Origin of the sequence: Psychrobacter sp. 5A.1, from assembly GCF_030407455.1 — a bacterium.
GTDB lineage: Bacteria > Pseudomonadota > Gammaproteobacteria > Pseudomonadales > Moraxellaceae > Psychrobacter.
Map to the genome: position 1 here is coordinate 1 of NZ_JASDDJ010000011.1, position 15322 is coordinate 15322.

The window sequence follows — 15322 nt, forward strand, 5'->3', positions numbered from 1 at the left end:
GCATTAGATGTTTATTTTGGTTTGATGGATTTAATCAAACATTCTCACAATGATTTTTTCTTTTATAAAGATTTTATACAAGATGACATTACTTACAGAGTTTTTGATTATCGCCTTGTTTCATGGGCCGGCTTTCAACAACCGTATGCCAAGCACTGTCGTGGTATTACTTATGACATAACTGTTGCAAGTAAGCCAGTCTTAGTATCACTGCCACCAGATAAATTCTTTAACTACAGTGAAGGTAATGTTGATTACACCACTTGTGATTTGGTTTTTTATATGGAAAAGCTAGATGGTAGTCTGGTGTCATCTTATCTACATAAAGATGAATTGCGATTAAAAACAAAAAGCAGCCTATCAAGCGATCCGGCACTAGCAGCGATGCGCTGGCTCTCTTTACCTGAGAACTCAGATTATTATGATTTTGTTTATCATTCGACTAAGCTTGGTCGCACGATTAATTTTGAATGGACATCGCCAAACAATTACATTGTTGTGCGTTATGAAACAGATAGGTTAACTATGATTAATGAACGTGATATGAACACGTTTGACACTCATTACATGACCGAACACCCTCATTATGTCAAACATGCAAAACCATTAGACAGTAGTATTGATAATTTGGTTGATGCTACCTATGCTGATACGCATGGCGAAGGTATTGTCATGGTACTTAAGTCAAATGATGGTAATAGTTATCCCGTTAAAGTTAAAAACAATTTATATTGTCAATTGCATGGATTAAAAGGCAGTGTGAATAATAAGGCGAGATTAGCCGAAATGATTCTTAATGGGGATATTGATGATATGCGCCAAAAATTTATCAAGCAACCGGAGATCATGAAACTTATTGATGACTCTGAATCACGCATTATACCTATATATAACAATCTTATTAAAGACATCGAGCTTTTCCACGAAGAAAATAAGCACTTAGAGCGTAAATACTATGCGCTAAAAGCCCAATCAGCACTAGGTAGTAATATGTGTTTAGCAATGGATTTGTATACAGAGCGGACGCCAAGATATAAAGAACATAGTATAAAGAATCTGAGTTCGATATACGGTGTTTGATGAATTTTACACTTCTACTAAGGCATGTCCTCATTTTAAAAATCAGGACACAGCCTAAAGAAACTAATCAACAATCAACTGCTCCAAATCTTCCTCTTGCTGCGTTGCAAGGTTTGCAACCATCGAAAGGGCGTGTGCTTGCTGATCTATCGATGGTTTTACTGCCTCACCTCTCGATCCCTCACGCAACCAGTTTTTCGCGGAAGTCTCGCTGTTTTGGTGCTGCTTATTTTGCAAATTATACCAAGCCAAATCATGATGTAAGCTGACCACATCGCCCATAATAAGTAGGGCAGGTGTTGGCAATTGTGCTTGCTCCTGTTTGGCAACAATCGTTGCGAGCGTACCTGTCAATACTTGCTGATTGGGCATACTCGCATTAGAGACAATGGCAATCGGCGTCTCGCTACTACGACCAGCGTCAATCAAGCCTTCAGTCAAACGCGACAGCGAGTGCAGACCCATATAAAACACGACCGTCTCATCAGTATTCAAAAAACTTTTAAAGTTGCTGTTGGGTGCGCCAGCCTTCAAAAACCCAGTCACAAAGCGCACTGATTGAGAATGATCACGGTGAGTTAAAGGAATCCCTGCATAGCTGGCCGCTGCATTGGCAGCAGTGATACCTGGCACGACTTGATAAGGGACGCCATGCGCCCGCAAGCTTTCGATCTCTTCTCCGCCGCGTCCAAAGATAAACGGATCACCACCTTTTAGACGAACCACACGGCGACCTAGTTTGGCATGATTGACGAGTAGCTCATTGATACCCAATTGCGCAACTGTATGATTGCTACGTTTTTTACCGACAAATACTTTATCAGCATCACGGCGGCATAAGTCTAAGACCTGCGGTGAAACTAACGCATCATAAAACACCACATCCGCTTGTTGCATTAGACGCAAGGCTTTAAAGGTCAACAGCTCTGGATCACCAGGGCCTGCGCCCACAATATAGACTTCACCAACGGCTGGTAAGTTTTTTTCTGACTCATCGGATAGAGTAGCAGCAATCGTGTCTGTCTCTTTTACCGCACTTGCATCGTCGCTTTTCTTACTGATAGCCGCTGCGGTACGCTCTAAATCTGCTTTTAAGTGTGCAGTGGCTTCAGTTTCATTACCTGCAAACATAAGCTGGCTAACTTGACCTTCAAATGCGCGCTCCCAGAACTGTCGACGTCCCGTTAAAGTAGGGATTTTCGCTTTTACTTCAGTTCGGAACTCGCCAGCGAGTTTGGCCAATTTTCCATAGCCTTGCGGGATTAACGTCTCAAGGCGTGCTCGTAGCAGGCGTGCTAATACGGGCGCTTTACCGTTAGACGATATGCCAATCACAATTGGATTGCGATCAACAATGGCTGGGAATATAAAGTCGCACAAATGCGGCGTATCAACCACATTGACTGGAATATTTAGGGCAGTGGCGTCAGCATGGGTTTGATGATTCAGCGTTTCGTCATCAGTAGCCGCGATAATGACACGTGCGCCTGACATATAGGCTTTATTATAATTTTCATAGATGAGTTGGTGCTTACTATCGCTTAGCAAGGCTTGTAGCTCGTGGCTTATGTCTGGCGCAAGAACTGTGATGCAAGCACCCGCACGGCTGAGCAAGTCCGCTTTACGCAGTGCCACTTCGCCGCCGCCCACAATGAGCACTTTACGGTCTTCTAATTTAAAAAATAGCGGGAAGGTGTTCATCATGTCACCATATATTTAGTTGTTGATTATAAAAGGTAGAAAAGATATGAGGGATGCGGCCATTATGAGGTATCACAGGCACACACTCACCTAGTGAATTGGCATTAGCATATTCGTTTTCGTCATGTTGAGGAGGGCTTTTTATGATAAAGGGAATAGGTATATAAAATTGAAGGTAAGGTTAGGCCTTGTCCTCATTTTGAAAATAGCCATCCTGTGCTGAAAAATGATGTTTAGAAATAATGAAAGATTGTCTATTTATCTATCAATTTGCTATAGTTCGGCAGCCATTAATATTTTGAATAAAAAGCCATCGTAAAAAGGATTTATGTCTGTGCTTAACGAAGCCTATGCTGATGGTATTTATACAGGTTATATCGCTAACTTGGGGCAAGGGATTACACAGTGGGTTGATCCTGAGTATGAACACAGCCATGAATTTTTTACGCGAATCGGTGATTGATGTCATCGCAGTGCTAATTTAAGGTAAGGTGTTGAACGTTATTTTACGTAGCGGCGCGCTGAGTTTAGCGTCTGCTTTATTTGGAATCCTTTTATTATTGGCCTTTGTGCTGACTCATCAAATGAGTTGGTCCATTGCTGGCATCTATCGCTACGATGTATTGTTGGCGTATGCTTTAATGATTCAGGTTTTTTTGGTTTATTTCAAACTAGAAACACCGCGCGAAGTATGGGTCATTGCCATTTTTCATATTCTGGCTATGGCCATGGAGCTGTTTTTAACCCATCCCAAAATTGGCTCTTGGGATTATCCCGAGCAAGCCATTTGTAAAATTGCAAACGTGCCACTTTTCGCTGGTTTTATGTATTCAGCAGTGGGCAGTTTTATAGCGCGTGGCCTAAGGCTTTTTAATGCCTCCTTTACCAATTTCCCAAGTTTAATATGGGTAGGTTTATTGGCTGTTTCGTCTTATGTTAACTTCTTTACTAAATTTTTTGTGCCCGATATTCGCAATATATTGTTCCTCGCTTCAGTCGTTTTGTTCTGGAAAACCAAGATGTTTTTTCAAATTCATAACGGAAATAATTTGCAATTATGTGATGCCAAGCAATACCAATTACCATTTTTACCCTTACTATTGTTTCTAGCTTTTTTGGTTTGGTTAGCGGAAAATATTGCTACTTTTGCTAATATTTGGCAGTATCCGTCACAAGAAAATTTATGGCATATGGTGGGTTGGGGTAAGCTTGGCTCTTGGTATTTATTACTGATATTAAGTCTGGTGTTGGTTTTGGTAGTACTGGGCAAAAGCACTGCCAAAGGGCGTTGGCAATTAATTTGATGCTAGGGTGTGTCCTCAGTTTGAACAAGAACGACTAAACGAGCAAAAAGTGGCTAGATAATAATTGAATCGGCTATAAAAATTAAAAAGCCCTCTCTTAAATTTAAGAGAGGGCTTTTGACATTTAGAAAACGTTACAATTACAGCTGAGTATGCAAGCCACACTCACGGCTTTCTTCTACTTTCGTTGGATCAAAGTAGTCAAACTCATTTGGTAGGTTATGCTCTTCAAGATACACGTCTAGATCAGCATCTGTTTTTTCAAATAATGGCGCTACTTTTAACACACCATCTTTTGATAGGCTAAGCACATCAAGCCCTTGACGGAATTCTGTTTGATCTTTACGAATCGCATTGAACCACACGTCAGGCTTCAATTCATCTAACGCACGGCGGAATGGCTCAAGTTTTACTTGCTCAGTAAACTCATCATGCTGTGGATTATCAATACCAGGAATACCATTCATGGTCGCATCACGATGTGCAGCGGTTTGCTTAGGGATATAAGTAACGACATTTAGATTGAGGTCACGAATGACTTTATTAGCAAATTGATACGTCGCATCCGTGTTGTAGCCTGAATCTACCCACAATACAGTGATATCTGGACGCTGCTTGGCAACTAGATGTAAAATCGCTGATTCGTAAGGACGAAAGTTAGTCGTAATGATTGGGTTTTTAGCTTGGCTTAGTGCCCATGAGACGATCTCTTCTGGCGACTTACCGTTTAGCTCTTGATTGGCTTGATCGATATCTAGATTTGGGTGTAATTGACTCATGATACATTCCTTACAATGGGATTGGTTTAACAATAAATTTGGTGAAAATTAAATAAATAACGGATGGTAAATTAAACGTTAGCAAACATCGGTAATGCAGCAGCATTTCGACCATCGTAGCTACTGGCAAGCGCGTTAAATGCTTGACCAATATCAGAAATTGATTGCATATCATGCTCACTGAGCACAAAGCTATCTGCACCAGAACGTAACAGATAAGCGATTTGGTCACGGCCAAACTTGCCAGCCATACGAATCTCGCCTTCGTAACCCATTTGACGTAACGTCTGTGCAAAACTGAAGCCGCGCCCATCAACAAACAACGGCACATGAATGACGATCAAGTCTTGCTGTAATAAAAACTCTGACAAGCCAACCAATACATCCGTATCGCTATCCGATGTCACCCAAACGCCTGTACGGCTAGTATGTTGAGACAACAACTCGCGTACTTGTTGTAAGAGTCCGCCTGCAATCCTGCCTGTAGCGTCTAACAAATCATCAAGTGGCAACAGCACATCTATTTTTTCTGATTTATGTAATAGCTCAAGCAGTGAGATATGGGTCAGGGCAACGCCTTCTGGCAGCTCATTAGTGGTGAGCGCTAGCCACGTATCGGTCTGACTGATATCGATACCATCGCTATTTAATACATGATGATTACCCATAGACCTTCTCCTTAAAAGGTGCCACGCCAACGCGATTGACCAAGTCACTAAAGGCTTCTACGTCGTTCTCATTGCTCACGCGCTGCTCTACATAGACGTCCAGTATTTTTTGTAGGGTAATCGCCACATCTTCGGCTGGTACTGCTTTACCCAATATTTTACCGACTTTGGCATCGTTGCTAGAGTTGCCGCCGAGGCTGATTTGATACCAATGCTCACCCTTTTTATCAACACCAAGGATACCGATATCACCGGTATGGTGATGAGCACAGGCATTCATGCAGCCAGACATGTTTAGGCGGATTTCACCCAAGTCATAAAGGTAATCTAGATCATCAAATTGCTTTTCGATTTGCTCAGCGATGTTGTGAGTCGTGGCATTGGCGAGCGAGCAATAGTCCCAACCTGGGCAAACAATCATATCGGTTAGCGTGTTTATGTTGGCACGTGCTAAATGCAAATCCGCCAACTGTTCCCATAGCTCATATAGTTGATTGGTTTGCACATCAGAGAAGACGAGATTTTGCTGATAAGTACCACGCAATTCACCAAAGCTATATTTGTCTGACAGATCAGCGAGAGCATCCATTTGTGACTCGCTGACATCACCAGATGGTACGTAGGTTCCGTCGACCAAGCCTGCTTTTAGAGAAATTACGACGGCGCGATAGCCTGCTATTTTATGCGCGACTGTATTTTGGTTGTACCAATCGGCAAAATCTTTATTCGCATTGAGTTGCTGTTGCAAGTCAGACTGTACTTGTAGCGCATCAAAACCAACATAGTCAGGCTCACTAAAGAAACTGATGGCAGTATCAAAGTTTGCATCGGTTAGCGTCAGTGGACCGTCTTTGGTATGGGCTTCCCACTCAGCATCGACCAATTTAGCAAAGGCAGGACCGCCCATGCTCTCGACCAATATTTTGATACGCGCTTTGTATTTATTGTCACGGCGACCATGCAGGTTATAAACGCGCAAAATAGCGTCTAAATAGCTAAGCAGATGCTGACGTGGCAAGAATTCGTTAATTACTTTACCAATCACTGGCGTACGGCCAAGACCGCCACCCACCAATACTTCAAAACCAATCTCACCTGCATCATTGGTTTTTACATGTAATCCAACATCATGTACTTGTGTCGCCGCGCGGTCATTGGCAGTACCAACGACAGCAATCTTAAATTTACGCGGTAAAAAAGCAAATTCAGGATGAAAGGTAGACCACTGACGGATAATTTCGCAATAAGGGCGTGGATCCGCAATCTCTTCTTGATGAATACCCGCATAAGGATCGGTAGTCGTGTTACGAATACAGTTGCCCGAGGTTTGAATGGCATGCATTTGTACTGATGCCAGCTCCGCCAAAATATCTGGCACATCTTCTAGCTTTGGCCAGTTTAGCTGGATATTGGTACGGGTCGTGAAGTGTCCGTAACCTTTATCGTATTTACGGGTAATCTCTGCCAATTTACGCAGTTGATAGCTGGCTAGTAGACCGTAAGGAATAGCAATACGTAACATCGGCGCATAACGCTGAATATAAAGGCCGTTTTGCAACCGCAGCGGCAAAAATTGCTCTTCTGGCAGTTCACCCGCCAAAAACCGTTCGGTTTGGTCGCGAAACTGAGCGACTCGTTCTTCTACCAAGGTTTGGTCAGCGTAATTATATTGATACATGACGTAATCTCAATTTTGTTTTTAGTCTTAAAAGCAGCGACGAAAATGATTTGCTTGTGTAATATATTTTGTTGTCGATCGCAATGTGTACCGTTCAGCTTTACATCATATAAGCTTGTACTTCAAAACATAAATTCCTTTAAGACATATACATATCCAAACACAGCATAAATTTTCATAACGAAAGTTAGGTAGCCTATGCTTATCAAATTTAACCCCTAAAATTTAATATCTGGTAATGCACGACTTTAACTGACGATCGTTAGCATCTTATTCATAAAGTTACCTTTTAAGCCATTCACTTGCTGTTATTCAACTCTTTTTTCTATACATTGAGGTTTTAAAATTACTATGACATCTACTATTGCTAATCAAAAGCCATCACAACTCGTTCCTCCACATGGCAGCGATGTACTCAAACCACTATTATTAAATGGTGATGCACGTACTCAAGCATTAGAGCTTGCCAGCACATTACCGACCATTACCTTAAGCTCTCGTGAGCGCGGCGATTTAATTATGTTCGGTATTGGTGGCTTTACACCACTGAACGGCTTTATGAATCAAGCGGATTGGCAAGGTGTCGTTGACAACATGCGCTTGCAAAGTGGCGACAACGCAGGCTTATTTTGGCCGATTCCTATTACGTTGTCAGCACCTAAAGCCACTGCCGATAGTTTAAATCAAGGCGATAAAGTCGCATTGGTCGCCCAAGATGGTGAAGTCATGGGCATCTTAACGGTAGAAGAAACCTATACCATCGATAAAGCGCATGAGTGCCAGCAAGTCTTTACGACGACTGATAGCGAGCATCCAGGCGTACAGCAAGTATTGAGTCAAGATGACGTCAATATTGCAGGTAGCGTAGAAGTATTGAGCGAAGGCGAGTTCCCAACACTGTATCCTGAGATTTATAAAACGCCAGCTGAAACGCGTGAAATATTGGATGCCAAAGGCTGGAAAACGGTTGCGGCATTCCAAACACGTAACCCAATGCACCGCTCACACGAATATCTTGCCAAGATTGCCATCGAGATTTGTGATGGCGTATTGATTCACTCATTATTAGGCGCATTGAAGCCAGGTGATATCCCAGCAGACGTCCGTCAAGAGGCGATCAAAACTTTGATTGATAATTACTTTAGACAAGATACTGTGATTCAAGCTGGTTATCCGCTAGATATGCGCTATGCAGGCCCACGTGAAGCGTTGTTACATGCGCTATTCCGTCAAAACTATGGCTGTAGCCATCTGATTGTAGGCCGTGATCATGCAGGTGTTGGTGATTATTATGGTGCTTTTGATGCGCAGACCATCTTTGATCACGTCGGTAAAGACGACCTCATTACTCAACCATTAAAAATTGGCTGGACGTTCTGGTGTAACGCTTGTAATGCGATGGCGTCAGACAAAACTTGCCCGCATGATGCTTCTGAGCACGTCAAAGTATCTGGAACAAAACTACGTAAAGCACTATCAGAAGATGAAGTGGTACCAGAGAACTTTAGTCGTCCAGAAGTGCTACAAATATTGCGTGATTACTATGCAGGTATCGCAAAAGAAGAGCGTGCTGAAGTTAAGTTAACTGGTGCTTCTGCGGTATAGTCAATCCTCTATAAATTGGATACGGTGTCAGGCTCGCTTAGTCTACGACTTGTAGTACTTTCATTCGCCTTCCTTGTATCCAAATTATATTGAACCGACTATCTAACAGCATCTGACTGACTACGGTATTTAACGATATCCAAAAAGCTGTATTTAAAGGAAGGGATCATACGATTATCGTTTGATCCCTTTTTTGTGAAGTCTTAGTCAGAAAACTCATATCCTTATAATGTTTTATAAAATCAAGTAAAAACAGATAGTTAAAGACAATCGAAAAATTTGCTTATGCCAAGTTAACCACTCGATAAGCGAATTCGTCACTAAGAGTCCGGTACACAAACTGCTAGCATATCTTTTATTATCCATAGGGTGATTTTCGAAATACGTTGGGCTGCAATATTAATAATAAAGTGCCCACTATTTTGCCAACGCCCAATTATCTATTAAGAAGAAAATCATGCAATCAGCCATACCATCAAAACTGTCTAATATCACCTTAAAAGTGGGTAGCGTACTGGCCGTTACGGTGCTCATAGCAGGTTGTAACTCTAATGAATCTACATCGCAAGACACATCGACAGCGGGAGACTCGCAAGATATTAGCTTATTGAATGTCTCCTATGATGTATCACGCGATTTTTATAAAGACTACAACACTCTATTCAGTGCAAGTTATCAAAAAGAGCATCCAGGTAGCAAGGTCAAGGTCAATCAGTCACATGGCGGATCGAGCAAGCAAGCGCTGTCTATTGCCAATGGTTTGCAAGCAGATGTGGCAACTTTAAACCAAGAAAGCGACATGAACTTGTTGGTAGAAAAAGGGCTAGTAGCCACTGATTGGAAGCAGGCATTCCCTAATAATGCAGTGCCTTATACCAGTACCATGGTGCTACTGGTCCGTTCTGGCAATCCAAAAAATATCAAAGACTGGTCGGACTTGGCACGCAATGATATCGATGTGGTCATACCAAACCCAAAAACCAGTGGCACAGCGCGTTATGCTTTCTTGGGTGCTTATGGCTACGGTCTGCATCAATTCAAAGAAAGCGTGGAAACGCCTACCAAAACCGATGACTTTATCAAGAAATTATTGGCAAACGTGGTCACTTATGACAATGGTGCGCGTGCGGCGACGACCAGCTTTACCCAGCGCGGGTTAGGGGATGTGCTCATCACAACTGAAAATGAAGCACATTTGGCTGCCAAGGAATTTGCCAAAGGCAAAGTCGATATCGTTTATCCAAGCTACTCTATTGTGATTGCTAATCCAGTGGCGGTCGTCACTGCCGTTACGGATAAGAGCGGTAATACAGATGCCGCAAGTGCTTACCTACAAGGTCTGTGGGATGTACCTGCTCAGGAGCTCATGGCAGAGATGTATATGCGCCCTAGTAATGCAGAAGTGCTTGCTGATCATAGAGACACATTGCCTGAGATTGCGACTTTCGAGCCAGTGGCTGTCTTTGGTGCTTGGACGCAGATTATGGATACGTTCTTTGTCGATGGCGGACGATTCGATCAGCTGGCAAGTGTGAAAAAGTAGTCTGTAAAGTAATCTATAAAGCAATCTATAAAGTCATGCATAACTTGCCAGCTGTCAGGTAGAAAATACCGTCAATCGTATCCGCTTTTGAGTCTTTATAAATGAGGCTCTCCTAGTAGGATTTTGCCAACTGATTGATAAGTTTAACGTTATGCTCTTGTTATTCCGTTTTGGCAATAACATACGCATATTCATCATTAAACATAATAAGATGGCGCTGTTAGCATACTTGCATTACTTAACAGATATCTTTGAGGGATTTATGACATACGCTGTGCGCTATCAACAAAAAAGTAAAACACTGAACGTTTTAAGTATTGCCGGTGTGGCATTAACTTTGGGTCTGGTCGGCTGTAGCAACAGCGAGCAGACAGATACAGATGGCACAGCAGCAACAGACACTCAAGATATCGAGTTGCTAAATGTCTCTTATGATGTGGCACGTGATTTTTATAAAGACTACAACCCATTATTCGTTGAGCATTACAAAGCTGAAAACCCAAACAGTAACATCCTAATCAAACAGTCACATGGTGGCTCAAGCAAGCAGGCATTGTCTGTCGCTAACGGTCTACAAGCAGACGTTGCCACCATGAACCAAGGGTCTGATATTGAGCTGCTTGAGAAAAAAGGCTTGGTTGAATCAGATTGGGAAAGCAAGTTCCCTGACAACGCCGTGCCTTTTACCAGCACCATCGTGTTTTTGGTACGTAAAGGCAACCCAAAAGACATTAATGATTGGGAAGATTTGACCAAAGACGGTCTTGAGATTGTGATGGCAAACCCGAAAGTCACGGGTAATGGTCGTTATGCATTCTTAGGTGCTTATGGCTATGGTCTGCATGCTTTTAACCAAGATGAAACCAAGGCTAAAGGCTATGTCAAAGACATGCTAAAAAATGTCAAAGTTTATGAGAATGGTGGACGTGCTGCAACGACTACGTTCGTTCAGCGTGGTATCGGTGACGTTTTGGTTACTTTTGAAAACGAAGCCAACCTTGCAGCGACTGATTTTGGCGCTGGTCAAGTCGATATCGTTTATCCAAAATACTCGATTAAATCAGAAAGCCCAGTGGCGATTGTCAAATCAGTAACGGATAAGAAAGGCACAACAGACGCAGCAAAAGCTTATTTGGATTACTTATGGAGCGAGCCGGCTCAACAGTTAGCCGCCGATCTTTATCTACGTCCTAGCGTGCAAAGCGTGCTTGATAAAAATGGTGATAAATTACCACCTGTTGAAACGTTCCGTCCGAATGATGCCTTTGGTTCATGGGATGACATCATGGGTACGTACTTCAGCGATGGTGGCGTGTTTGACCAACTGGCCATTAATGCACCACAGTAGCAAATGACTAAGACAAGAATGATCACTGATAGCCATTTAGTAAAGGTGATTACTTTGCTATAAATCAGGTGATGTAGTCATTCATAATAAATTCCATAAAGGACATGGTCGTACGCACTATGTCCTTTATACCGTAAGCATACTAGGGCGTGTCTTCAATTCACTCGATAGTCATCTAAATGGGCTAAAAATGGCTAAATCTTGCCAAACATCGTCAAATAGCTGGCTAATATCCCGATATTATCTGCGCTATTTTTCTTGTTTGACGGCAATTTATCTCATTTTTACCACCATTTTTGAAATGAAGACACGCCCTAATAATAAGTTCGATATAACATGGTCTTACGATAAGTACCATCAGTTGGGCAACAGGATATCACTATGAGTGCACCCACATCTTCTACCAGCAAACCCCTTCCTAATAAAGGTTGGCTGACACGCTTGCGTCAACGCAATGTGATGCCGGGGTTTGGTCTAAGCATGGGCATTACTGTTTTTAGCTTATCGCTATTGGTGGTGTTGCCGTTTGCGATGATGGCTTATACCACAACGCAGATGGGTTGGACGGGTTTTTGGGAAACGATTAGCCAGCCGACAGTGACTGCCGCTATCAAGCTGAGCTTATGGATGTCATTTTTAGCCATGCTTACCAATATGGTATTCGGTACGTTGGTCGCTTGGGTATTGGTACGTTATGAGTTTTGGGGCAAGTCCTTAATTAATGCCTTGGTTGACTTGCCATTTGCTTTACCAACAGCGGTCACTGGTATCTCACTTGCGACGCTTTATGCGCCAAATGGTTTGATGGGGCAATGGTTTGCCAAGTTCGATATACAGGTAGCCTTTACACCGATAGGTATTTGGTTGGCGTTGGTTGTGGTTAGCTTTCCCTTTATTGTTCGGGCTGTACAGCCTGTATTGGCTGAGCTATCGGTTGAATTTGAAGAAGCCGCAGCAGTATTGGGTGCCAATCGATTCACTACTTTTCGTAAAGTCATTTTGCCAGAGTTGCTACCAGCATTACTAATGGGCGCAGGTATGATGTTTGCTCGTGCTACTGGCGAGTATGGCTCGGTGATCTTTATCGCGGGCAATATTCCAATGCAGTCTGAGATTTTACCACTGATTATTATCAGTAAGCTTGATAATTTTGATATTCAAGGCGCCTCTGCGGTCGCGCTATTTATGCTACTCATCTCATTTGTGATTTTATTAACCATTAATATTGTGCAGTGGAAGCTGTCGCGCCGTGTAGGAGCTCGCTAACATGCAAATATCTAACAGCTACGACTACCAAAGTAACGCGGCAACCAAAGACACGCCATGGATACGCCGTATCTTTATCGGTATCGCTGTGCTATTCATGGTTGTAATGCTAGTGATACCGTTGCTAGCGGTGTTCTATGAAGCCTTTAAAGGTGGCTGGCAGTTGTATGTCGCTTCACTGGTTGATCCTGAAGCGTTGCAAGCCATTAAGCTGACGCTAATTACCGCTGCCATCGTCTTGCCGATTAATATGGTGATGGGCATCGCGATTGCATGGTTGGTCACCCGCTATCAGTTTAAAGGTAAGCAGTTGGTCACCACGTTACTTGATTTGCCATTTTCAGTATCACCAGTGGTCGCAGGCTTGATGTTCATATTGCTATTTGGGCTTAACTCTACGGTTGGTGGCTGGCTTGAGAGCATGGGCTTCCAAGTGATTTACGCCGTTCCTGGTATTGTCTTGGCGACGTTATTTGTCACCTTTCCGTTTGTGGCACGTGAGCTAATACCGCTGATGCAGACTCAAGGCGACAGTGAAGAGCAGGCAGCATTGACGTTGGGCGCGACTGGTTGGCAGACTTTCTGGCATGTGACATTGCCAAATATCAAGTGGGCACTGTTATATGGCTTGATTTTGACCAATGCGCGGGCGATGGGTGAGTTTGGTGCTGTCAGTGTGGTATCCGGTCACATTCGCGGTGAGACCAATACCATGCCGCTATTAGTCGAGATTGCTTATAACGATTATAACTTTACCGCCGCTTTTGCCTTATCTAGCTTACTTGCTGCACTAGCTCTCGTGACGCTACTTATTCAGCAAGTCATGACGAAGCTACAAGAGCGCAAGTTTGCTAAATCTGAGCGACTGGCCAATATACCTGAGCTATCAGTGAGTGCCAATGCTACGGTTGTTACGACTAAAAATAGCAGTGATAAATAAGTCACGATACGACAAAAAATATAATAAGAGATACGATTATGAGCATCGAGATTCGCAGCGTTAATAAAAAATTCGGTAATTTTACCGCCTTAGACAATATCAATATCACGGTGCCTACTGGCAAGCTGACCACCTTACTAGGGCCTTCAGGATGTGGTAAAACGACGCTATTGCGTATCATCGCTGGTCTTGAGTATGCTGACTCAGGGCAAATATTGTTTGATGAGCTAGATGTGACCAATACGCCTGTGCAAAAACGTCATATTGGCTTCATGTTTCAGCATTATGCCTTATTTCGTCACAAAAACATCGCTGATAATGTCGCGTTTGGACTGACGTTATTGCCAAAAAAAGACCGTCCTAGCAAGGCTGATATCAATAAGCGCGTGGCAGAGCTATTAGAGCTCGTACAGCTGCCACAAATTGCCAATGCCTATCCACATCAGCTATCAGGCGGCCAGCGTCAGCGAATTGCGCTGGCAAGGGCACTCGCTGTGAAGCCGAAACTGTTATTACTTGATGAGCCGTTTGGGGCGTTAGACGCCAAAGTACGTAAGGAGCTACGCACATGGCTAAAAAACATCCACCACGAGCTTGGTATCACCAGTATTATGGTGACACATGATCAAGAAGAAGCACGCGCAGTATCTGATGAAATCGTTGTCATGAACCAAGGGCGAGTGGAGCAGGTAGGGACGTCAGAGGAACTGATACACCAACCAGCCAGCGCCTTTATCAGTGATTTCTTAGATTTGGTCTAAACTTTTAGCTTTTAATCTATAACAATCTGAATAAAAAAGATCCACACATGTAGGTCTTTTTTGGTTTGGGGCGCTGTCTTCGATATATTGTCTTGGACACTGTTAGGGCGTGTTTTCAATTCACTCGATAGTCCTCTAAATGGGCTAAGCGAGACTGACGCCGTACCCAATTTATAGAGGATTAACTATAGTCTCTAAGCAAGATCCGATATCTCTCTACCTTTTTCTCTTGGAGAGATTTGCTCGTAGGTGATGTCTAAAATATCCTGACACCACTCTGGTAAGTCATCAGCCACTTCATACCACATCCACGTACCATCACGTACACAGCTCAAAATACCCAATTTTTTCAAATGATTCAGGTGTCGCGATATCGTTGGCTGTGGCTGATCCAGCATATCTACCAAATCACCCACGCAACGTGCTTCTTTTTTAAAAAGAATTTGAAATATTTTTAGACGTGTCGGATCAGATAAGACTTTGAATAAATCGATAGGTCGTATCGTAAAATTATTATCAGACATAGGCAAATTCCAATGGGCTTCGTAAATAGGGGTTCAATATAACAGCAGTCATCTATAAAATCGATTAAAAAGTAAACAAATTTACAGTTCATCGTTAATTTACTACCTTTGATAATATTGGGTTA

At 42.8% G+C, this 15322-nt stretch carries 13 protein-coding genes and 1 pseudogene; 9 read left to right on the top strand and 5 right to left on the bottom strand.

The annotated features are described in order from the left end of the window. Nucleotides 1-1080 (top strand): RNA ligase (locus tag QL982_RS03995; protein ID WP_290190174.1); only part of this gene is annotated, 1080 nt, incomplete at its 5' end. Nucleotides 1081-1143: 63 nt separating this feature from the next. Here QL982_RS03995 and cysG read toward each other — a convergent pair. Next, the gene (gene cysG, locus QL982_RS04000; RefSeq protein ID WP_290164705.1) at nucleotides 1144-2781 is read right to left on the bottom strand and encodes a siroheme synthase CysG; all 1638 of its coding nucleotides are present in this window, start codon (nucleotides 2779-2781) and stop codon (nucleotides 1144-1146) included. Nucleotides 2782-3112: 331 nt separating this feature from the next. Between cysG and QL982_RS04005 the strand changes: the two are divergent. Together QL982_RS04005 and QL982_RS04010 are read left to right on the top strand one after the other, a co-directional pair. Continuing rightward, nucleotides 3113-3244 (top strand): annotated as a pseudogene (locus tag QL982_RS04005) (uroporphyrinogen decarboxylase); the annotation flags it as partial. Between the two features lie 28 nt (nucleotides 3245-3272). Then, nucleotides 3273-4085, top strand: a complete 813-nt coding sequence (locus QL982_RS04010) for a DUF817 family protein (protein ID WP_290164704.1) — start codon at nucleotides 3273-3275, stop codon at nucleotides 4083-4085. Between the two features lie 140 nt (nucleotides 4086-4225). On the opposite strand, the gene QL982_RS04015 is transcribed toward QL982_RS04010, so the two are convergent. The 3 genes from QL982_RS04015 to QL982_RS04025 all read right to left on the bottom strand — a co-directional run bounded on the left by QL982_RS04015 (nucleotide 4226) and on the right by QL982_RS04025 (nucleotide 7210). Further along, nucleotides 4226-4864: a phosphoadenosine phosphosulfate reductase family protein gene (locus QL982_RS04015; RefSeq protein ID WP_290164703.1), complete on the bottom strand. Its 639-nt coding sequence runs from the start codon at nucleotides 4862-4864 to the stop codon at nucleotides 4226-4228. Nucleotides 4865-4935: 71 nt separating this feature from the next. After that, the gene (locus QL982_RS04020; protein ID WP_290164701.1) at nucleotides 4936-5532 is read right to left on the bottom strand and encodes a DUF934 domain-containing protein; all 597 of its coding nucleotides are present in this window, start codon (nucleotides 5530-5532) and stop codon (nucleotides 4936-4938) included. After that, nucleotides 5525-7210: a nitrite/sulfite reductase gene (locus QL982_RS04025; protein WP_290164700.1), complete on the bottom strand. Its 1686-nt coding sequence runs from the start codon at nucleotides 7208-7210 to the stop codon at nucleotides 5525-5527. The genes QL982_RS04020 and QL982_RS04025 overlap by 8 nt, the downstream gene beginning before the upstream one ends. 351 nt (nucleotides 7211-7561) lie before the next feature. Here QL982_RS04025 and sat point away from each other — a divergent pair, with 351 nt between their 5' ends. The 6 genes from sat (at nucleotide 7562) to cysA (ending at nucleotide 14673) form a co-directional block, all read left to right on the top strand. After that, complete coding sequence (gene sat / locus QL982_RS04030) at nucleotides 7562-8815, top strand: sulfate adenylyltransferase (protein ID WP_290164699.1); 1254 nt, start codon at nucleotides 7562-7564, stop codon at nucleotides 8813-8815. A 457-nt stretch (nucleotides 8816-9272) separates the two neighbouring features. Continuing rightward, on the top strand, nucleotides 9273-10358 hold the full coding sequence (locus QL982_RS04035; protein WP_290164698.1) for a sulfate ABC transporter substrate-binding protein: 1086 nt from the start codon (nucleotides 9273-9275) through the stop codon (nucleotides 10356-10358). A 262-nt stretch (nucleotides 10359-10620) separates the two neighbouring features. Beyond that, complete coding sequence (locus tag QL982_RS04040; RefSeq protein ID WP_290164697.1) at nucleotides 10621-11706, top strand: sulfate ABC transporter substrate-binding protein; 1086 nt, start codon at nucleotides 10621-10623, stop codon at nucleotides 11704-11706. 381 nt (nucleotides 11707-12087) lie between these two features. Next, nucleotides 12088-12972, top strand: coding sequence for a sulfate ABC transporter permease subunit CysT (gene cysT / locus QL982_RS04045; RefSeq protein ID WP_290164696.1), 885 nt, complete (start codon nucleotides 12088-12090; stop codon nucleotides 12970-12972). Nucleotide 12973: 1 nt separating this feature from the next. After that, entirely contained in the window at nucleotides 12974-13912 is a 939-nt protein-coding gene (gene cysW / locus QL982_RS04050) for a sulfate ABC transporter permease subunit CysW (protein ID WP_290164695.1), read from the top strand. Nucleotides 13913-13950: 38 nt separating this feature from the next. After that, nucleotides 13951-14673 carry a sulfate ABC transporter ATP-binding protein gene (cysA, locus tag QL982_RS04055; RefSeq protein WP_356644882.1) on the top strand — a complete coding sequence of 241 codons (723 nt, stop codon included), beginning with the start codon at nucleotides 13951-13953 and terminating at the stop codon, nucleotides 14671-14673. Between the two features lie 194 nt (nucleotides 14674-14867). Here cysA and QL982_RS04060 read toward each other — a convergent pair whose 3' ends face one another. Then, nucleotides 14868-15197 carry a metalloregulator ArsR/SmtB family transcription factor gene (locus QL982_RS04060; RefSeq protein WP_290164694.1) on the bottom strand — a complete coding sequence of 110 codons (330 nt, stop codon included), beginning with the start codon at nucleotides 15195-15197 and terminating at the stop codon, nucleotides 14868-14870. Between the last annotated feature and the right edge of the window lie 125 nt (nucleotides 15198-15322).